We start from the raw sequence: 20860 nt of genomic DNA on the forward strand, positions 1-20860 counted from the left end.
GGGTAGGTACCCTATTTTTTATAAATAAATGCCTTGAGGTATTTGGTAAAATAAGAATTTGAACACAATTTTAAAAAATATCTGACCCAATCCAAAGTTTATAAAATTTTTTCAAAAGTGGGTTTAACCAAATATAATCCGTCTAATGAGTAAAATGTATGAGTGACAAACTCATACAACTAATTATTTGCTAACTATGATCGCTTCACCCCCCCTCGGAGACGACGTTGCGCCCAAACGCTCTGTGGTTGTTTACAAAAAGAACCAGAAGCTACGAGGAGTGCTATCGCATTTGTATCAGGAAGAAACCTGCACGCTGGCACAATTGGCCGAAACGCTGTACACCAGCGTTCCGTCGATTACGGGCGTTGTTGAGGAACTGGTTGAAAGTGGGTGGGTGCGCACGACCGGAACGGCTACGGGCAATAATGGCCGACGCCCGGTGCTGTTTAGCCTCAACCCCAATGGACATTATGTAATTGTGCTGGATAGTAGCACCCACGATACCTGCTTCATGCTGGTCAACCCGCTTCGGCAGGTGGTGTTTCGGCGGTGTGTCGACACGCATCTCGAAAACAACGCGCAGTTTGTGTCGTTTCTGCTATCGTTTGTACAGGAGTCTATCGAGGAAGCAGCCGTAAATAAAGAAGATATCATTGGGTTGGGGCTGGCTATTCCGGGCTTGATTGATGCCCGCCGGGGTATAAACCTCACCTACCCAAATCTGAGCGCGCCCAACGAACCGCTCACGACCTGCCTCGAAGAGCAGTTAGGGTTTCCGGTGTACCTGATCAACGACAGTAAAGCCACCGCCCTGGGCGAAAACCGGTTTGGGGGGGCGCAGGGCAAAAAACACGCCCTGTCGATCAATATTGACTGGGGGGTGGGCCTTGGGATCATTCTCAACGGTGAGGTGTTCCAGGGCGCATCGGGATTTGCGGGCGAGCTGGGTCATATTCAGGTAGACCCTGAGGGTGAGTTGTGCTATTGCGGCAAAGTGGGCTGTCTGGACACGATCACCTCGGCCTCGTCGCTGGTTCGGCGGGTGCAGCGGGCCGTACACGAAGGCTGCGTGTCGAAACTGGCCGTTTATCAGGAGGATGTAGGTCAGATTACGATCAACCACGTGATCGAAGCGGCTCATGCCGGCGACTCATTTGCGATCGACATGCTCCACGACACAGGGTATCAGCTCGGTAAGGGCCTCTCGGTAGCTATCAACCTGTTTAATCCTGAGATTATTATCGTCGATGGCGTGTTGGCCCAGGCGTCCACGTTTATTATCAATCCAATTGAGCAGGCGATCACCAAGTACTGCCTGAGCGGTTTCCGCAACGACCTGACCGTTGAAGCTACGCAGCTGAACGGCGCGGCCAAGTGGCTGGGTACCCACGCCTACGTGATGGAGAATCTATTTGCCTGTATTTAAGCGTACCGGACGCATACCCGAAAAAAAAGCCATTTTTGGGCGCTTTGTAAGCGTTTGGGAATGAGCAAACTGTGTGTTTGTGGAACGATTGCGCAACAAATTTTCGGGAGAATGCTTGCATTTGGGGCTTGTGGCCCCTTATATTTGCACTCGCAATCGCAAGATAGCCCGATAGTATAAGGGTAGTACGACAGATTTTGGTTCTGTTTGTCTAGGTTCGAATCCTGGTCGGGCTACACAGAAAAGCCGCCTAATTAGCTGAGAAAGCCAATTAGGCGGCTTATGGTTTTAGGGCCGTGTACGGAAAAGGGCAGGCTCAATTATCGACTGTCTTTATAACCGGGCGGCTGTCGGGTTGCCGGGTTTCGTACCGAACCCGAAACCGGTCGAGGTTGGGTCGGTGGGTACGGGGGCGTTGCCGTTCGTAGGCGTAAATCGTTTGCCCCAACTGGTACATGAACGGAATCCCGATGGCGTCGTATTCGTACCGGTTATCGTTCAGAATCCCGTCGCGGTTCACGTAGATCGTGGCGGTGAGCATAAACTCGACCTTATTGGCAAAATCGACCACGTACGACACGTCGGTCATGAAGCCATACGCCCAACCCACTTTGTTGAAGACCCGTACGCCCTCGGGCAGCTGGTGGTGGAGGCTGTCCATGAAAAAGAACTTGGCGTAGCTGTCGTAATAGGTCGCTGCGTCGTATTTGGGGTAGTTGGTCTCGCCCGGAAACTGCGAAAGGTACTGGTACATAAACCGGTAGTCGTCGGGCTTGAGCCCGAATCGCTGCCGCGCCGGTACCGACTGGGGAAACAGGGTAGCCTGCAAAATCTGTTGCAGCGACCGCAACGATAGCTTGTTGCGACCACTAAAATCAAAGGGCTCATTCACGAGCTTGTCATTGGCGTCGAGGTAGCCCCGCCCCAGGGTATCCCGGCGGCCCGCCCGAATCGAATCAGGGTTGTAGGCGGCCGGTTGGGCGTAAATCACCTGGCCTGTTGGGCTCAGAAACCGCACCGGGTTGGTGTGCCGGTTCTCGTCGGCCGACATGCGCACAAACCGGTGCGTGATGCGCGTATCGGTGTACCCCTGCGCCCACAGCGACCGATTGATGGCCTGCTGGCCCGCAAACTCGTACAGGCGGTTGTAGGGCTCATTTTCGCTCACCAGCAATGTTTTCTTGATCAGGTGCGCCACCGAGGGGTAGCCCGACTGCGCCGTTGGATCGGTGAGGAGCCGGGTTTGGCGGGCATACGCACTGTCGAACTACATGGCCGTTTCGCGGGTCAGGCCGGGGATGTTGAGCCGGTTGATCTTTTCGAGGGCGAGTAAGGCCAGGGGGAGCTTCACGGTCGAGGCCGGGTTGAAATACTCCAGGCTATCGACCCGAAACGTATAGTGGGTACAGGTGGGCTTGTTGGCCCGGTCGCGGTCAATTCGGGTGTAGATAATCTGTAGCCGGTGGGTTTCCGGCTGCTGCATTACTGCCTGCACCACGGGGTGCGGGTTTTTCAGGATCAGGTCGCGTAGGAAAGCATCGGTGCGGGGTTGGCTATAGCCGGTGAGGGTACTCAGGCCGGCACTCAGCGTCAGCAGGAGTCGAGTCAGGGGCGAGGGCATAGGGTGAAGATGCACCCAAAGCGGCACATTACCAAACGTTGGGTAGGCGTGCAGAGCCGATTTGGCACTCCTTATTCTGTCGAGTCTGACTTAGCCGGAACGTGGGCGGCTTTGCTCAGCATAACGTACCCGATCAGGCCAGAGGCCAGCGAGGCCAGCAGAATAGCGAGCTTGGCCACCCCCTGATAGTCGGGTTGCTTCTCAAAGGCGAGCAACGTGACGAAAATGGACATGGTAAACCCGATACCGGCCAGAAAAGATACCCCGATCAGTTGACGCCAGCGGATACCGTCGGGTAGGGTAGCCCAGCCCAGGCGGGTAGCCAGCCAGGCAAATAGGCTGATGCCCAGTGGCTTGCCCAGTAGTAGCCCGGCTATGATGCCGAGCGATAGCGGGCCGGCCAGCTGGTTCAACAAACCAACTTCAACCGTAATGCTGGTGTTGCAAAACGCAAACAGCGGAATAATAAAGAACGATACGGGAGCGTGCAGTGCTTCTTCGAGCCGTTGGGCGGGCGAGCTAATGCGCATGTTGATGGCTTCGAGTTCCTCGCTGATGTCGCGGGGTTGAATATCGCTCGTGTCGATGGCCTCGTTGATGACCAGCAGCCGCTCCTGAATCAGGTGCAGGAGTTGTTGCGGACTGTACCGAATCCGAAACGGAATGGCCGCTGCCAGCAGTACCCCGGCAATGGTGGCATGAATACCCGACTTCAGGGTGCAGTACCACAGCACCACACCCAGCAGCAGATACACCGACAAAATCCGGACATTAAGGTAGTTGAGTAACAGTAACCCGGCCCAGATACCCCCCGCCCAGGCCAGGTACGTCAGTTGAATTTCCTGGGTGTAAAATAGGGCAATCACGGCCACCGCACCGAGGTCGTCGGCAATGGCGAGGGCAGTCAGAAAGATCTTGAGGGGTAGGGGTGCCCGGTCGCCGAGCAGAAACAGAATAGCCAGGGCGAAGGCAATGTCGGTGGCCATCGGGATGCCCCAGCCGTCGGCAGTGGGTGTGTTGTGGTTGAACACCCAGAACAGCAGGGCCGGGACCAGCATTCCCCCCAATGCGCACAAAAGCGGTAGGGCCGCCTGCCGCATACTCGACAGTTCACCCTCCAGCACCTCGCGTTTTATTTCGAGCCCTACCACCAGAAAAAACAGGGCCATCAGCCCGTCGTTGATCCAGTGCGCAATCGTTTTTTCGAGTCTGAACTCGTTGATCGACAGGGTGAGGGTACTGTCCCAGATGGCCGGAAAATAACGGGCAACCCCTGTGTCGGTATTGGCCAGAACAAGCGCCAGTACACTCATGCCCAGCAGGATAAGCCCGCTCGACGATTCGGTCTGGAAAAACTCGGTAAAGGGCCGGATCAACGGTCGGACCAGATGTGTAATTCGTTTAGCCATAGACGTAGAACCCAATAGTTGCTGGGGTAGATGTAAAACTAACGCTCCGGTTGGTGTTTGGTTCGCGGCTATTCGCCAAAGAAATAGCCACCTGTCAGCGACAAATGGCTATCGGAATGCTCCAACCTGAAGGAGCGCTGACCTGTATTCGCATGATGGACAAATACAAACCAAAGATGGGTGCTTTGAATGGCACTATTTTGCTGTTGGCCATTAGAAAAAACTTAGAATGTGCGGGTTAGCGGCCGGGCCGGTCATAACTGCCGGGGTAGTTGTACCGTAAACGTGCTGCCTACACCGGGCGTACTCTGTAGCGTGAGCCGCCCCTGATGTAGCTCGATGATGCGTCGGCAGATAGACAGCCCAATACCAAACCCCTCATAGTTGCGGGATTGGTCGGTGCGGTAAAACAGGTCGAAAATTCGCTCCTCCTCTTCGGGCGGAACCCCAATACCCTCGTCGCGAACGGCCAGTTGCACACTGCGTTGGTCATAGCTGATCTGCACCTCGGCCCGGTGGTTTGCCGAATACTTGCAGGCATTGTCGAGCAGGTTGTAAAGCACCCGTTTCAGCAACGACTCGTTGCCCAGTACTTCGGTGTCGGCTTCGGCTTCGGGTAGTCGAACGTATTGAACATCAACCTGATAGGCGGGGTACGCCTGTAGCAGCTCTTCCTGAGCGGCAAACACTACTTCGTCTATTCGAACGGTGGAAATAAGCATCGACGAGCCGTTTTCGAGGGTTCGGGCGAGCATCAGGAGGCTGTTGGTCAGGGCACTGAGCCGGTCGATGTCGGGCAGCATCGTTTGCAAAACACCCCGTAGTTCGTCGGCCGATCGGGTTCGGCGGAGGGCCAGTTGTACGTCTGATTTGAGCGTGGCCAGTGGTGTTCGTAACTCGTGGCTGGCGTGCGACACAAAGCTGCGCTGCTGCTCAAAGGCCAGTTCGAGCCGGGCCAGCACCTGATTGAAATTAACGGCCAACTGATCGATCTCGTCCTGCCGGCGGCCTTCGTCCAGCCGTTGGCGTAAATCCTGAGCCGTGATGGTCTGAATCTGCTGGTTGATCCGGGCAATGGGGCGTAACGACCGACCCGCGAAGAAAAACCCGAGCATCACCGTTACGCCGATGCCCGCCAGCCACCCCCAAAACAGGGTAAAGGCGAGGTAGCGCAGCTTGCTCCGCCCAAACTGATCGTAGGCCGAGGCCATCACGGTGTATGCTTTGTCGCCCTGCCGGATCACCAGCCCAATCAGTTCGGCATCGCCCGTATGGCTCTCCCATTCGCCCTCTTCCCGGATCTGGGCCAGCCATTCGGGTTGGTAGTGCGTGAGGGTGTCGTCGATGCTGCTGTACACTAACTGATCGGTTTGGTCGAACACCAGCACCTGCTCATTAACCAGCGCCGACACTTTGTTCTGGTCAATGATCTTGAGCAGCGGAATATCCACCTCCTGCACCTCAATCAGGAGCCGGGCCGTGGTGCGGGCCTGCTGCTTGAGCCGGTCGTAAAACTCCTCCTCCCGAAAATCGGCCGAAATGATATAGACCGTCAGGGAAAAAACGGTCAGAATGGAGGCTACGATAAACGAAAACTGCCCGGAAATCTGATTCCTGATGGTCATTCGATGGCCAGAACATAGCCCTGCCCCGACCGTGTGTGGATCAGTTTGGGCGTGTAATCCTTATCAATTTTCTTTCGTAAGTAATTGATGTACACCTCCACGACGTTGGTGCCGGGGTCGAACCGAAGTTGCCAAACGCGTTCGGTTAGTTCCTGTTTCGACAGCACCCGGTCGGGGTTTTGGAGCATGTATTCGAGCAGCGAAAACTCCTTGGCGGTGAGCACAACCGTGTGGTTTCCGCGCAACACCTGCCGGGTTTTGCGGTTCAGGGTAAGGTCGGCCAGTTGTAGTATTTCTTCGGGCTCATGTACCTCAGGCCGGGGGGCAGTTCGGCGGAGGCAGGTAGCCACCCGGGCGGTCAGCTCGCGCAGGTCGAAGGGCTTCACCATGTAGTCGTCGGCCCCGCGCTCAAAGCCCTGCAACTTGTCTTCCACCTCACCGAGCGCCGTCAGCATAATAACGAGCAACTGCTCATTGGCCGCCCGCAACTGGCGGCACACCTCGTAGCCGTTTATGCCGGGCAGGTTGATGTCCAGAATAACCAGATCGAACGGCTCTTCGAGGCTACGCTGCAAGCCCGAGTCGCCGTCGTAGGCAATGGCGGTCCGGTAGCCTTCGTCCATCAGGGTTTGGCTGATGTTGCGGGCCAGCCGCTGTTCGTCTTCAACAATCAGAATATTTTTCATGGGATGGATGGCGTAGGCCCATTAGCCCCGGTGCCGGTGGCCCGGTTCGTAAATAAGCCGCAGAAACGAGCTGAGCCGCTGCTGATCGCGGTTGAACGGAATCCCGGTAACAATACCCACCAGCAATTGATCGGTAATGCCGACCCGCAGCTGAGGGCGGGCCACCATTGTAAAACCCGATGCCTGAATTTCTTTGTTCAGTTCGAGGCCCACAAAGTTGCGGGTGCCGGGTATCATGTAGTGCAGATTGGTGTTGATGTCGAGTTGGCGTTTCCACTCGTTTTGGGCAAAATAGCGGGTAAAGCGCGGCCCCGTGTAAATGAGGGTATGAAACCGGTTGCCCCACCGGCGGGCCGCCACCAGAAACGGGTTAAACTGGTTGCCTTTGAGCCACGGACCGGTGGCCCACTGCCCGTAGGTAGTTAGTTTGAGTTCATTGATGTAGCCCAGCGCGAGCGTAGTCTTGTGGCGCTCCGACACGTAAAACGACCACTGCACGGCTGTTTTCAGGCCATCGAGACCGCTGCTGGGTGCCGATGGTCCCGGCTCTCGGTTGGTAACCTGATGGAACGAAAAGGGCAGCTCTACCTCCATCCCCAGCCGGTTGGCGGGGGCCCACTCGTATTCGACGAGCGCCTGGTAGGTGTCGTAGCGCAGGTTGTCAGTGAGGCTAAGGCCCACGTTCCATTCGCGTTCGCCCTTGCGCGCGCCCAGATCCCGAATCAGGTCAATGTAGAGAGGTTCGGCGTGGAGTACCTTGTCGGGTGTCCGGCGGTCCTGAACTTCGTCGATAAACAGGCTGTCGAGTTGCGCATCCGACAGGCGTACGGTGTCGGCGGGGCTCTGCCCGTAGGCGGGTACACTGAGCCACCCGCTTGCTGCGATGGCTACAAACAGCAGCCAGTTTAGGGTACTACGAATCATTCGTTGAGTTTGATGGATAGTCTATAATTGGTTGAAAAATAGACGTAAAAGCCTTTTGGTTAGGCTAAAAACTCCTCTATTTTGATAGCAAAGGTACAGCCACCCACCCGGCCAGAGGCCCGCGATTTGATTAGAAAAAAATTATAAATCCCCTCGTTGGCCCGATTCGGTAGATGGCGGCAGAGAGGGGCTTTGAAAGAAAGAGCGAAAGAGTGAAAGAGTGAAAGAGTGAAAGAGTGGGGGGGGATGTGCGTTTCACCCCATTCCAATACCCTGATTCACTCATGATGCATTCAGGCTACACGCCCTGTTCACTCTTTCGCTCATTCACTCTTTCACTCTTTAAACAATGCTCCGCTCGCTTACTCCGGCCCTGCTGTTTTGTCTGGGCATCATCTCGGTTGCACTGGCCCAGCCCAATCCCGCCCGGCCCGACCTGCGGCAGGGAGCCTACTTTGCCGAACCCGAAGCCGCCCGCCGATTGGCCGATACCTCCCGAACCTACACCTCGCGTGCGGCCTGGGAAAAACGTGCCGAACTCATCCGGCAGGGTATCCGCGACGGGATGGAGCTCCCCCAGAAACCCCAATTTGCCCCGCTCAAACCCATCCGGCACGGCAAGCGGCAAATGGGGGGCTACACCGTGGAGAACGTAGCGTTTGAGAGCATACCCGGCTATTTTGTAACGGGCAACCTGTACCTGCCGACTGACCTGAAGGGCAAACATCCGGTGGTGCTTTGTCCGCACGGACACTCGGCCTCGCTCGAAGGCCGGACCCTCGAAACCGCCCAGCAGCGGTGTGCTACGCTGGCGCGGATGGGGGCGGTGGTGTTTGCCTATGACATGGCTGGTTACGGCGACGCCAAACAGTGTGAACACAAGCTACCCAAAACGCTCAAGCTCCAGACGCTGAACAGTATCCGGGCGCTCGATTTCCTGCTGAGCCTACCCAATACCGACCGCAAGCGGGTGGCTGTCACGGGCGAGTCGGGGGGCGGTACCCAGACGTTTCTGCTCACTGCCCTTGACCCCCGCGTTACGGTATCGGTGCCGGTGGTGATGGTGTCGGCTCATTTTTTCGGGGGATGCGCCTGCGAGAGTGGGATGCCCATTCATAAACGCCCGACCCACGAAACCACCAACGCCGAGATTGCGGCCCTAGCGGCTCCCCGGCCTATGCTGCTGGTGTCGGACGGGAAAGACTGGACGCACAACACGCCCACCGTGGAGTTTCCGTATATGCAAGGCGTGTACCGGCTTTACGGGGCTGAAAACAACGTAGCCAATGTGCACCTGCCCGACGAGGGGCACGACTATGGCCCCAGCAAACGGGCGGCTGCGTACCGGTTTTTGGCCAAACACCTGAACCTGAACCTCGACCGGGTGCTCAAAAATGGGCAGTTCGACGAAGCGCCGAACTCGATGCTCGACCGGGAGGCTCTGCGCGTATTTACGGCCGAACACCCGCGCCCGGCCCATGCCGTAGTGGGCAACGAAGCCGTGATGAGCCTGCTCGATCGGTAGGCCGTTCGACAAGCCGGTGCAACCATCTGCCAGCGGGCGAGTTTAGGGTATATAGTACTCCATTCACTCACGTATGAAACGCTTACTCCTCACTCGCTACAGCCTGGGGTTGCTGACTTTGGGATGCCTCGCCGGTTGCCAGAGCATCAACCCGCAGCCCCCCAGGCCCGAAGGCTTTGACAATGCGCTGATGCCCGCCAAATCGTATGTGGCGGGGCCTCTCGGTTTTGAACTGAACGAGCTGGAAGACAAAATCAATAGCGAACTCGACCCCGTGCTGGTGGGCAAACGCGACCCCGGTGGCAAAAAAGGCGGCCTTTTTCCGTTTCGGGTGGCTCGGTCGGGGCGGGTGAAGATCCAGTACGCCAATGGGCAATTGCGGCTCTCGACACCCCTGCAACTCTGGATTGTTAAACCGTTCAGCAATGATAAAACCCCGCCCGAGCGGCCGTTTTGCTCGCTCGATGTCCGGTTTCAAAGCCCCCTTACCGTGACACCCAACTGGCGGCTGGCGAGCCAGATCAAATTCACCGATTACGAATGGGTAATAAAGCCTGAAATTCGGGTGCTGGGGCAGGAAATCTCGCTTGCGAGCCTGGCCGAAGATATGCTCGAACGGTACAAGCCTGCTATTGAGTCGGCGGTCGATACGGCGATTTATAAGGAGTTACGGCTCGATAAATTTGTGGCCCCGATCTGGAAAAATATCCAGAAACCGCTGCTGATCGATCGAAATTATGGCTTGTGGCTGTTGCCCAAACCAGTGGCTGTAGAGGCCAGCCCGATTACGGGTAGTCGGACCGAGATTGTGTCGCACCTGCGCATTACGTTCGAAACCCAAACCAAACTGAGCTTTCAGAAACCGACGTACACCCCCACGATGCTGCCCGCGTTGCAGAAACGCGACACGCTGCCGGCCGTATCGGATTTGCGGCTCATGAGCGCCATTCCGTACGCTGACATTAACCGGGTGCTCGACAAAGCCCTGAGCGAAGACGCCAAAAAGCTGGCGCTCGGTACGTTGCGGATAAAGAAAGTAACGGTCTACGGCGGGCAACGGTCGCTGGTTGTCAAAACCGATGTGAGTGGCCTGCTCAACGGGACGGTGTACCTGCGCGGGCGGCCTATGTTCGATACGCTCACTAACACGCTCATGATTCAGAATCTGGACTTCGATACCGGCACCACCGACGTGATGCCGAAGCTGATCGGGTCGGTGATTCACAAAGGCATGGTAAAGTTGTTGTCGCAGATGCTGACTATCTCGCTGGGCGACGAAATTGCGCAGTTTCCGGCCAAAATAAGTCAGGCGTTTAATCGGGGTAAAGCCGCCAAAAAAACGGATCTGGCCATCGGCGAATTTCGGTTCCGCCCGGAGCAGGTCGCCATCCGCCCCGACGAAATTCAGGCGCTCATCCGGGTGCAGTCGCGAGTAGCCCTGCAAGTGCGGGAGTTATGAGAGATGTTCGAAACAGCCCCTTACGACTCCGCATTGTTTACCGGATGGTCACGGTCTTGCCATCGGCTCCGAAGCCTTTAATGGTGAGTGACTTCCAGGCCTTGGGCAGCTTCGTTTTCAGTTGCACAATCCCGTTATCGGTGAGGTCGAGGCCACCGAAGCCGCTCAGCACCGCCTGTAGCATACCGCCCGCGCCCGTCGCGAAATACGGGTTGGTGCCGCCTGCCGTTTCGGCCAGCACGCCAAACGGCGGTACTTCGTTGGGTTTGTAGCTTTTCACAAACCACTCGTAGCCTTTTTCGGGGTCGCCCATGCGGGTGTACAACGTCGACAGCACCGACCAGCCCATGGCCGGGCCATCGGGTGCGTAGCGGGGCGCATAATAGGCCAGGTCTTTCCGAACCTGAGCCGGGTCGTTGACAATTGTGAGAGGGTAAGCCAGCAGGTTTACATCGGCCTGTTTGATGGGTACGCCATCGTACGTCCGGTTTTCTTTCGTGACTCCATCCGGAAACTTCAGAATCGGAATCTGGGCGGCTACGGCATTCCAACGGGGGTTAGGGGCCATCCCCAGCTCCTGCGCGGCCTGTGTAGCAAAGCCAAGCACGGTTTTAGCCATGCCGTTGGTGAAGGCATTGTCGTCGATGTTTTCCTGCCACTCGTTGGCCCCAATTACATTGTTGATGTGCAGCTGCCCGTCGGTTCCTTTTTCAACCCGGCTCACCCAGAAATCGGCCACTTCTTTCAGCATCGGATAGCCACGGGTGCGGAGCCACTCTTTGTCTTTTGTGACCTGGTAGTATTTCCAGAACGACCAGCCTACGCAGCCTGTAATGTGGTGTTGAAACGGCCCCGTCAAGGCCCACACGGGAGTAGCTTCCTGCCCGTCGGCGTCGGATTCCCACGGAAACATCACGCCCGCGTAACCGTGACTAAAGGCATTCTGACGGGCCATCGCCATCCGCTCAAACCGGTATTCGAGCAGCGATTTGGCCATCTGCGGTTTCAGCATCAGCAGAGCAGGGTACATCCAGAGTTCGGTGTCCCAGAACACGTGCCCGTTGTACCCCAGCCCCGACAGCCCCATGGGCGAGAGGCTGTAGGCCGTTCCCTCGCGGGCAAACGAGTACAGATGGTACAAGCCCGACCGCACGGCGCGTTGCGCGTCGGGGTCACCTTCGATCACAATATCCGATTGCCAGAGTTTTTCCCACTCGGCATGGTGCCGGGCCAGAAGCCGCTCACTGCGTTCGAGGGCGGCAAAAATGGTGAGTCGCTCGGCTTCATTGTGGGCGTCGGCGGTGTGGGCCGTTGAGGTCACCGAGCCAACTACCCCAAAACGGTAGGTTTCGCCTGCTTTCAGGCGTTTTTTGAACTTGGCCAGGTGCATGTTGTAGTCCCAGTCCTCGTGAATGACGTCGGGTTCCTGCCCGTGTGGTTCGTTGAACAGAAAGCTGGTCGATGCGGCTACCGTATGCCGTCCGGTGGGGCTTTTGGCGACCGACGTCAACAGCCGGATGGTGACGTGGGGCCGGTCGATTTCGGAATAGAAATTCTTGACGTCTTTGAGGTTCTCCGGCGACTCAATCACCGACATCGGGCTGATCTCGCAGTCTTTCCGGGCGGTAATTTCTACCATCGTCAGGGCCGAAAAGGGCAGGTGGCGCAGGGCCATCATCGTTTGCCGCACACTCACCTTGTCCTTGTAATCGAACGTAGTGGTGAGGGCCGCCTTCTGCATGTCGAGGGTTTGGCGGTAGTTGGCGATGTCGCGTGGGCCAATCCGGGTGCCGTCCACATCGAGGTTCATGTTGGCAAAGTTGAACACCTTCAGGATGTTCGAGACCCGCCCGCGCCCGTAGGTATCGAAAGCGCCGTTGAGTACCACGTCTTTGACCTTCATCGGCTCGGGCGACGACACCAGGCCAATCATGCCGTTGGCCACCGTAATGCCGTAGTAATTAGCCGGGTTAATATTCTGCCCGGCAATCTGCCAGTCGGTAGGGGTTGTCTGGGCCTGTAGCCCCGTTGCTACACCGCAGCTAAGGGCCAGCAAAAGCAGTAGGTTTTTCATCCTTGTTGACGCCGTTGTAAAATAGGCATCAAAAATACACCGGTTTTACGACATCGGGGGCTAATGGGCCTGCGGAATATAGCTTAGCTGGATCACAATCCCCTGCGCTCCGTTCTGGTTGTTTCGTTGCCAGCCGATAGCCAGCGGCAGACTTTTTCGGGGAAACACCTCCAGACCCAGAATGAGCTGCCCCATCTCGTGCTGCCCCGAAATCCAGTCGCCAATCAGGTGTAGTTTTTCGTAGAAAATGCCGGCGTCGAATCCGGCCTGAAAACCCACTTTGGCCCCTTCTCCCGTAAACCGTGGGTGGCTGGTGTAGGCCCCGGCCGCCCATTTGTACTGTTCGTTGCTGAAGCTGCCCGCCAGGTTGGCGTACCCGTAGCCCACCAGCGCCGACCGCCCCTGTGCGGGTGTCAGGTTGACTCCGCCCTGCCCGCCAATACCGATGCGCAGATTGTCGGTCAGGTCAAAAATCTTTTGGGCGTTCAGCAGGAGCAGAGGGGCGTAGGGTTGCTGGCTGCTGGTGTCGTTGCGTACAAACCGGCCTATGTCGGGCTGGAAGTTGAGGTGGTATAAATTGATGCCGATTTCCCAGTTACGCCCCAGCCCGTAGTCAAACGTAGTACCCGAATGCAACAGATCGGTGTAATCGATCTGTTGCTGGATCATCACTTTTTTCTTCGCTGTAATTTCGGATTCCGATACGTTGAAGAAGGTTTCCTGGGCGTGGGCCGGGCGAATCAATAGCCCGAGTAGAGCCACTAAGCCCCCCATAAATCGTTTCATGACATTGAGTAGTTGTACGCACTACTCAACTGATGTGGGCAGCAAAGGGTTATCTCGCCCGCAATTTCAGGATCAGGGAACCCACGTAAGCTCCACAACCAGTGCCTTGGAGCCCTTAGGGGCGTTCGGAATTTGCCAGCCGAGCGAAATCGGGAAGTGAGGATTCGGGTAGTAAACGGCACCCAGTACGGCTACCCCCAGGTCATGATTCCCCAGAATCCAGTCGCCCATAAGGTGGGCTTTGTGATGGACCAGTGCAATATCGGCCCCGAACATGATCCCTTCCCGTTTGCCTTCGCCCAGGTAGTTGGCGTTACCGGCGTACAGCCCCCCGTTAAGACGCACCCGCTCGTGGGCCGAAGTGTAGGCTACGTTGGCGTAACTAAACTGTGCGTAGTGCGACTTCAGGTTGGGCGTGAGGTTGAGGCCTTGCTGCGTGCCCAACCCCATTTTCCAGTGCTCATTGACGTTGATTCCCTTCTGAGCATTGAGCAACAGAAGCGGAGCAAGCGAATGGCCGTCAAACTGATCGTTCCGAATGAACCGGTGATCGGCCTTCGAGTAGTCGGCCCCCAGGAGGTTCAGCCCTACTTCCCAGTTTTTCGGAAGCCCATAATCGAGTGTAGTATTGGCCTGCACAATGCCGCTAAAATTGATCTGCTGCTGAACAAACAGCTTGTGCGGAGTAGTAATATCAGACGAGGGTACGTTGAAAAGGCTTTGCTGAGCGCGTAGGGTACCCGGCACAATGCCCAGAAACAACAGACACAGAAGCGAGCCGAACAGCGAGAGACGTTGCATGGAATAAACGCAGCTTTGTTTAGAAACGAAAAGCCTCACCCTGTTGCGAGGTGAGGCTGGGCGAAAGGTACTATCAAAAAATCAGACCGGGCCGGTTAGCCCGCCCGGTCTGTGATGATTTAATTCCATTTTTACTTCTGCGCCACGGCGCCCTTGCGGGTGCGGGCTTTTTGCAGTACCCATTGGCCTACTTTCTCGCCCATAGCCGCGCCATTGTCCAGCGCCGACCGGTAGTGAATGCCGCCATATAACCGGCTTACCGATGCCTCCTGTGCAGCATGCTTAAACGAGGTGAACTTCCGCACGCCATGCCCGTATTTAAACTCGGTGGAGTCGGTAAAGGCAACATTGTCACCCATGAGCCCCGTTAGCACGGTAGCGGCTGCGGCCGTAATGGTGCTGTGTCCGCTCGGGTATTCGGGGAAGGGGGGCGTTTGCAGGAAAGGCGTCCATTTGGGGTCCATCGACTTGTTGATCACCGTTTCGGGGCGCACCGTTTTGCTGCGGTATTTCTCGTCCCAGCAGGCAATAAAGCCGTCGGCAACGGCAAACGAGGTGAGGGTGTAAGCCTCTACAGTCTGCATTAGGTTCAGCTTTTTCTGGCGGGCTACGGTCTGGGTAATGTGCATCCAGTGGCCACCGGGCGTCATTTTCTTCGACGCATACGACACGTGCCCGGCCACGTTCATCACAAACGCGTTGTCGTCCCAGAAATACGCAATATCGCGCTGTTCTTTGGTGAGGTTCTTGCCAATGTTGTACACCTCCATCACTTCTTTTTCGTAGGGGCTGCCTTTGCTCAGGCTATAGGCAAAGGGCTTCGGTGGCTGAAACTGGTTGCAGGTGTCCATCACCCAGCATCGGATTTTGTTCCACTGGGGCTCGGCCGCGTCCATGTAGGCCGGGGGTGTGGGTACCCACGTACCTTCTTCGTTCGTTACGGTGTGCTTGAAACCCCGCGTCTGCTTGTACATGTCTTTGGCGGCATAGTCGAGAATATGCTTCGCAACGGCTTCTCCGTAGGCCACCGACCGGTCGTATACGTCGTCGGGAACGCCGTCCTTCTTGTACTGCTCAAAAAAGGCGGGCTCAAATTCGTCGTAGAAGTTGGTCGAGAACGTCAGGGCACGGGCCACCGTCATAAATGCCTTGGCCGATGCCAGCGGAAAACAGTATTCGGCACTGGCTTCGGGCTGAGGCCCCGTCGAAAAGCGCTTCATTTTACCCCCCAACGACTCGTAATTGGGGTCAAAAGGCACCAAAGCCTCATACCCGGCCAGGTTGGCGTAGCCGTAAATCCGGCTGGCAACCGGGGGCGAGAAAATATCGTGCACCACCACCTGCGTGAGCTTGTTGATAGCCGCATCGTAGCGGGTAGGATCGGCCGCTTTGGCGTTGTATTCGGAGGGGTTGCCGGTTTTCTGGCAACCTGCCAGGCCAAGCAGAAACAGGGCGAGTATCCAGCTATACAGAAACGTTTTTTGCATAAGTTCCAGTGGTTTGCATAGGCGGCTCAGAAGTGCATACAACATGCGCGTACGTCTAAGGCAGATACCTGTAAACCGGTTCACGGATACAGAGCACTCATGAGCCACTGACTTACAAAATTAACGGATCGAATGTGATTTTTCGGCGGTGTCAGTGGCTCTTTCAGATGACTTTAATCAGGGATTACCTACTTTCGCTCCACCACCAAACGACTTTTTCGCCTATGAAGCGGTTTTTGTATACTTGTCTTGTAGGGTTGTCTATGGCGGGTTGCCGCACAACCCAGCCAGTTTCGCAGTCGACTCCGTCGGCTTCGGGCCAATCCGTTACGTTTCTGCATATCAACGATGTGTACGAGATTACGCCCCTCGACAACGGGAAAGTGGGCGGGATGGCCCGCGTCGCTACGGTGTTTCGGGGGCTCAAAAAAGACAACCCGAACACCTATTTTTTTCATGCCGGCGATTTTGTGAGCCCGTCGGTGATCGGCACGCTCAAAAGCGAGGGTAAAACCATCCGGGGGCGGCAAATGGTCGATGTCATGAACGCGGCCGGGGTGCAGTACGTCACCTTTGGGAATCATGAGTTCGACCTCGACGACGAGCAGCCCACCAACTTACAAGAGCGAATCAACGAGTCAGCCTTCGACTGGGTTGTGGCTAATGCTCGCCAGAAACAGGGAGGTGATTTTGTGCCCTTCGCCAAGCAGTTGGGAGGGCAGGCCCGCCCGTTTCCGGCCTCGGTAATTCTGCAGACGCCCGGTGGCAAAATTGGGGTTATGGCCGTAACCATTCCCGTTAATAAGCCGTATGTGCAGATTACCGACCCCATTGAGGCCGCCCGCGCCGAATACGAGCGGCTGAAACCGCAATGCGATGCGGTGGTGGCCCTGACGCATATCGATATGGTCGACGACCGGCGGCTGGCGGAGGCCTTGCCGGGGCTTGCGCTGATCATGGGTGGGCACGACCACGACCATATGCTCGAACGGGTGGGTAACGTGGTCATTGCCAAAGCCGACGCCAACGCCAAAACGGCTTACATTCACCGGCTCCGGTTCGATGCCAACAAGCAACTGCGGGTGGAGTCGGAACTGAAAGCCATTGACCCTTCTACGCCCGACGATAGCCTGACACAGGTGGTCGTAAACCGTTGGCAGCAGATTGCCGACCAAAGTTTTAAGGCGCTCGGCTTCGATCCTACGCAGGTGGTCACGGTGGCCAAAGAGCCGTGGGATGGCCGCGAAGCCGCCGTTCGTCGGCAGGCGACGGCCATGACCGATGCCATTGCGCAGGCTATGCGGGCGGCTTACCCAACCGCCGACGTGGCCCTGTTCAACGGGGGCTCTATCCGAATCGACGATGTGGTGCGGGGCAACATTACCCAGTACGATATTGTGAGGATGTTGCCGTTTGGCGGAGGTATTCAGCGCGTTGCCATGACCGGCCGACTATTGAATAATCTACTCCATACGGGGCGGCTCAACAAAGGGCGGGGCGGGTTTCTGCAAATGGCGGGTGCCCGCTATGATGAACAGACAAATACCTGGCTGATTAACGACAAACCTCTCCAAACTGACCGCGATTACGAGGTAGCTATCAGCGATTTTCTGATGACCGGTAAGGAGTTTGGGCTGAGTTACCTGACCCCTGCCAACGCTGGTGTAAAGGCCGTTGTCAAACCCGATCCCACCGATCCCCGAACCGACATCCGCAAAGTGCTTATCAACTATTTGAGGCAGTAAGAGGGGATGGAGGAGTTTCCCCACGTGGGCGGTGAAAAGGGAGTCACTGCAAGGCTCCCCATCCGCGGGGTCTTGTCAGATACCAAACAACCCCAACATAAACGAAGGCGATGCGCTGTCGCATGGCGAGTTCCAGTTGAGAGACGAAACGTACTCCTCGCTGCATAGAAGCTAAACATGAGTCACCCCGAATTTTCAACATCTTGATGGTTCAGCCCCAAGTTCCCCAGAATGCCCCGTTAGGGGCCTAATGTCGGTAGCTAACGGGGAAAATGATCCAAATACCCGAGCCCCGAAGGGGCGTAACTCGAATCAAGTTACGCCCCTTCGGGGCTCGGGTTCTCGTGGGAGACGACTTTTCTACCAACATTAGGCCCCTAACGGGGCATTGGGTTGGGTCGAGGCCTAGACTACCCTAAAATTCGGGATGACTCATGTTTTATCTGTTAATGCGCCGTGAGAGGTCTTCGTAGACCTGCTTTCTATCTCCAATGGCAACGATTAGAACCGTAAGAATATCATTCTCAATCGCGTAAATAATCCGGTAATCCCCGGTACGTAGTCGGTACAGCTTCTCGTATCCCTTCAACTGTCTGGAGCCGCTTGGTCTTGCCAGTTGTACTAGTTTCTTTGCTGCTTTCAAAATTTGCGCTTGCGCCTGTTTGGGTAGGGATTTCAGGTCGCTCAGAGCCGTTTCATCAAATTGTACGGTGTAGTGTTTTGGTTCAATACCGGAATCCATTGTTAGAGACAAACATTAATAAATGAGTCAATGGCTGGGTTAGATAACTATCGACTCGGTGGTTTATAGGCCCAGCTGGGCCTCAACCTCTTCCAGCGAGTAGCGTTTATTCTTTTGATTAATTCGCTCCATCGCCAGTTCGCCATCGAATTTATCCTCCAGTTGGCGGAAAAATTCGTAGTCATCATACGAGATGACCGCCACCACGTTTTTACCCGAACGGGTAATAATCACGGGCTCCTTTGCAAATCCTGCCTTGTTAATTACTTCTGAAAAGTGTTGGCGCGCTTCCTGCGCTGAAAATGTTGTCATGGTTTACCCAGCCTGACGGCTGCTCTTTAGGGAACTATTAGAACACTATGATATAGTACAAAAGTATCACTTTGTCTATAAATTACAAACTGTACAGAATGTAATTTATTTGCCTATAAAAAGCCCCACCAACATGGCGGGGCTTTTTTATTTCGTTGGCTCTGGCGGCTTGGCGTATTCTCGAAGGCCGAATTATATTGAGGGACGATCGGTCGGCTTCCGGTTTAGCTAGGGGGGATATCCCGATAATTGCTTCAAAAGGCAATAAAACTAGCACCCCGCAACCCCCTTCCATTAAACTCCGTTAAAACTGAAGCCGAAAAGGCCTTCAGGCCGCAAGTTTTGTTAAATGTATATTAATTCAATAGGGTAATGCTGGGATTATTGGGGAACAGGCGTGTATATTTGTACACAGTCTCTGCCACAATCCGTAGAATTCTTTACTCACTGTAACTATAAAAAAAGCCGCCCTGCAACAGGCGGCTTTTTGCATATATAGTCCTAAAACGGGCGAAGAGCCTACGTTTTACCTAAAATCCCTGAGGTATGGGCAAAAAAATAAGCTGGTCAATCCGCCAGCTCTTTTTTACCCACCGTAACTTGTACTATTGTACACGTTCTCTTTTCAAAGAACGTGCCACAAATAAAAAAGGAATTAAAATGCTATGCAACGTTCGTTGCTGTTTTTCGAGTAAGTGGTCAGTTTTTTCGGCGTTGGGTGAAGTAAAAAACCGGCACACCCAGCCCGGCAATCAGTAAGCCCATGCCCGTGTTGAAGGTCTTTTCCATTAGCAGAATCACGCAGATGGCCGTACCGGCAATGATGTACAGCGCCGGAACCAGCGGGTATCCAAACGCCCGGTAGGGCCGCTCGGCTTCGGGTTCTTTCCGGCGAAGGATAAACAGCCCGCCAATTGTGACAATGTAAAACAGGAGCGAGGTAAACGTACAATAGTCGAGCAGGTCGCCGTAGGTGCCCGAAAGGCAGAGCAGTGAAGCCCACAGGCACTGCAACCACAGCGCCGTTGAAGGTACCGAGTTCTTGTTGAGCGTGGCCGCCTGCTTGATAAACAGACCATCTTTGGCCATGGCATAGTACAACCGAGCCCCCGCCAGAATAAGCCCATTATTGCACCCAAACGTCGAGATCATGATCAGCACGGCCATAATGGCAACGGCCACATCGCCGAAGATGGTCGATACGGCCGCCGTAGCTACCCGGTCATACTCGGCAAACTGAATCCCCCGGCCCAGTACATCAGCGGCCTCGGGCGATCCTTTTAGCGGCAGCATCGACAGGTACGCCACGTTGGCGAGGGCGTAAATGACCGTCACGATCAGCGTGCCGAAAAACAGGGCGAGTGGGATATTCCGGCGCGGGTTTTTGATTTCACCGGCAATAAAAGTCACGTTGTTCCAGGCATCGGCCGAAAACAGGGAGCCAATCATCGACACCCCAAACGCCAGCAAGAGGGCCATGCCTGCCAGCGGCACCACCGACCCATCGGGACTGGTGCTGCTGGCGGCCCAGGCATTCTGGAAATTGGCCGACAGGGTGCCGTCGCTCAGGCCTACGCCAATACCCAGCAGAATAACCCCAAACAGGGCCACCAGCTTGGCCGAAGTAAATATGTTCTGAATCACTTTGCCGCTTTGCACACCCTGGTTGTTGAGCCAGGTCAGGAAAACAAGGCTCCCGATGGCGTACAACGACCCCAGCGAGATCTTGATTTTTCCCATTGTGAAAAACGCCAGTTCGGGGTTGAGGGCCGGAATAAACACTGCTGTAAACTTCGTGAACGCCACGGCCACGGCGGCAATGGTGCCGGTCTGAATCACGGTAAACACCGTCCAGCCGTACACAAAGCCAAGTAGCTTGCCATAGGCTCGCCCAATGTACACGTACTGCCCACCGGCTTTAGGCATCATACCGGCCAGTTCGCCATAGCTGAGAGCGGCCGAAACGGTCAGCACGCCCGTCATGACCCAGAGCATAAGTAACCAGCCCGACGACCCGAGGTTGCGGGCCATATCGGCCGAAACAATAAAAATACCGGACCCAATCATGGAGCCGGATACAATCAGCGTGGAATCGGTGAGGCCGAGTGAACGCTTAAACTCAGTTTTTTCGTCTGCAAGTAGGGGTTGTGCCATGTAGATTTGTTAACAAAGGAGGGGCTTTATCCTGCAAGAAAGGGAAAAACTCGGTACGCAACACCAGCCCGCCGGGGCGAG

The 20860-nt window shown here is 55.6% G+C and carries 17 protein-coding genes and 1 tRNA gene; 5 read left to right on the forward strand and 13 right to left on the reverse strand.

The annotated features are described in order from the left end of the window. The first annotated feature begins 196 nt into the window (after positions 1-196). Both RUDLU_RS0117325 and RUDLU_RS0117330 read left to right on the forward strand, forming a co-directional pair. Positions 197-1429: an ROK family transcriptional regulator gene (locus RUDLU_RS0117325; protein ID WP_019989671.1), complete on the forward strand. Its 1233-nt coding sequence runs from the start codon at positions 197-199 to the stop codon at positions 1427-1429. A 165-nt stretch (positions 1430-1594) separates the two neighbouring features. Further along, positions 1595-1665 (forward strand) — tRNA-Gln (locus RUDLU_RS0117330). An 80-nt stretch (positions 1666-1745) separates the two neighbouring features. Here the strand turns inward: RUDLU_RS0117330 and RUDLU_RS27640 are convergent. From RUDLU_RS27640 to RUDLU_RS0117360, 6 genes are all read right to left on the reverse strand, one after another. Next, a complete protein-coding gene (locus RUDLU_RS27640; RefSeq protein ID WP_342663150.1) occupies positions 1746-2627 on the reverse strand; it encodes a serine hydrolase in 882 nt (293 codons plus the stop codon). A gap of 69 nt (positions 2628-2696) precedes the next feature. After that, complete coding sequence (locus tag RUDLU_RS30550) at positions 2697-3050, reverse strand: hypothetical protein (RefSeq protein WP_019989673.1); 354 nt, start codon at positions 3048-3050, stop codon at positions 2697-2699. Between the two features lie 71 nt (positions 3051-3121). Further along, on the reverse strand, positions 3122-4459 hold the full coding sequence (gene nhaA / locus RUDLU_RS0117340; RefSeq protein WP_044129527.1) for a Na+/H+ antiporter NhaA: 1338 nt from the start codon (positions 4457-4459) through the stop codon (positions 3122-3124). Positions 4460-4713: 254 nt separating this feature from the next. Continuing rightward, positions 4714-6084 carry a HAMP domain-containing sensor histidine kinase gene (locus RUDLU_RS0117350; RefSeq protein WP_019989676.1) on the reverse strand — a complete coding sequence of 457 codons (1371 nt, stop codon included), beginning with the start codon at positions 6082-6084 and terminating at the stop codon, positions 4714-4716. Continuing rightward, a complete protein-coding gene (locus RUDLU_RS0117355) occupies positions 6081-6770 on the reverse strand; it encodes a response regulator transcription factor (protein ID WP_019989677.1) in 690 nt (229 codons plus the stop codon). Before RUDLU_RS0117355 ends, RUDLU_RS0117350 begins: the two co-directional genes overlap by 4 nt. 21 nt (positions 6771-6791) lie before the next feature. Beyond that, complete coding sequence (locus RUDLU_RS0117360; RefSeq protein ID WP_019989678.1) at positions 6792-7694, reverse strand: HAEPLYID family protein; 903 nt, start codon at positions 7692-7694, stop codon at positions 6792-6794. A gap of 349 nt (positions 7695-8043) precedes the next feature. Between RUDLU_RS0117360 and RUDLU_RS0117365 the strand changes: the two genes are divergently transcribed. Next, a complete protein-coding gene (locus RUDLU_RS0117365; protein ID WP_019989679.1) occupies positions 8044-9219 on the forward strand; it encodes an alpha/beta hydrolase family protein in 1176 nt (391 codons plus the stop codon). A gap of 73 nt (positions 9220-9292) precedes the next feature. Continuing rightward, positions 9293-10678: a DUF4403 family protein gene (locus RUDLU_RS0117370; protein WP_019989680.1), complete on the forward strand. Its 1386-nt coding sequence runs from the start codon at positions 9293-9295 to the stop codon at positions 10676-10678. A gap of 37 nt (positions 10679-10715) precedes the next feature. Here RUDLU_RS0117370 and RUDLU_RS0117375 read toward each other — a convergent pair whose 3' ends face one another. The 4 genes from RUDLU_RS0117375 to RUDLU_RS0117390 all read right to left on the reverse strand — a co-directional run bounded on the left by RUDLU_RS0117375 (position 10716) and on the right by RUDLU_RS0117390 (position 15826). Continuing rightward, the gene (locus tag RUDLU_RS0117375) at positions 10716-12752 is read right to left on the reverse strand and encodes a kojibiose hydrolase (RefSeq protein WP_019989681.1); all 2037 of its coding nucleotides are present in this window, start codon (positions 12750-12752) and stop codon (positions 10716-10718) included. 60 nt (positions 12753-12812) lie between these two features. Then, entirely contained in the window at positions 12813-13538 is a 726-nt protein-coding gene (locus RUDLU_RS0117380) for a hypothetical protein (RefSeq protein WP_044129530.1), read from the reverse strand. Positions 13539-13610: 72 nt separating this feature from the next. Next, positions 13611-14339, reverse strand: a complete 729-nt coding sequence (locus RUDLU_RS0117385; RefSeq protein ID WP_019989683.1) for a hypothetical protein — start codon at positions 14337-14339, stop codon at positions 13611-13613. A 131-nt stretch (positions 14340-14470) separates the two neighbouring features. Then, positions 14471-15826: a vanadium-dependent haloperoxidase gene (locus tag RUDLU_RS0117390; protein ID WP_019989684.1), complete on the reverse strand. Its 1356-nt coding sequence runs from the start codon at positions 15824-15826 to the stop codon at positions 14471-14473. 224 nt (positions 15827-16050) lie between these two features. On the opposite strand from RUDLU_RS0117390, the gene RUDLU_RS0117395 reads away from it, so the two are divergent. Further along, positions 16051-17571 carry a bifunctional metallophosphatase/5'-nucleotidase gene (locus RUDLU_RS0117395; RefSeq protein WP_019989685.1) on the forward strand — a complete coding sequence of 507 codons (1521 nt, stop codon included), beginning with the start codon at positions 16051-16053 and terminating at the stop codon, positions 17569-17571. 439 nt (positions 17572-18010) lie between these two features. Here the strand turns inward: RUDLU_RS0117395 and RUDLU_RS27650 are convergent, their stop codons facing one another. From RUDLU_RS27650 to RUDLU_RS0117410, 3 genes are all read right to left on the reverse strand, one after another. Next, positions 18011-18313, reverse strand: coding sequence for a type II toxin-antitoxin system RelE family toxin (locus RUDLU_RS27650; RefSeq protein ID WP_019989686.1), 303 nt, complete (start codon positions 18311-18313; stop codon positions 18011-18013). Positions 18314-18376: 63 nt separating this feature from the next. After that, a complete protein-coding gene (locus RUDLU_RS0117405; protein WP_019989687.1) occupies positions 18377-18625 on the reverse strand; it encodes a type II toxin-antitoxin system Phd/YefM family antitoxin in 249 nt (82 codons plus the stop codon). A gap of 699 nt (positions 18626-19324) precedes the next feature. Continuing rightward, complete coding sequence (locus RUDLU_RS0117410; protein ID WP_019989688.1) at positions 19325-20779, reverse strand: APC family permease; 1455 nt, start codon at positions 20777-20779, stop codon at positions 19325-19327. Positions 20780-20860: the final 81 nt, after the last annotated feature.

It is taken from the genome of Rudanella lutea DSM 19387 (genome assembly GCF_000383955.1).
In the GTDB taxonomy this organism is placed as follows: domain Bacteria; phylum Bacteroidota; class Bacteroidia; order Cytophagales; family Spirosomataceae; genus Rudanella; species Rudanella lutea.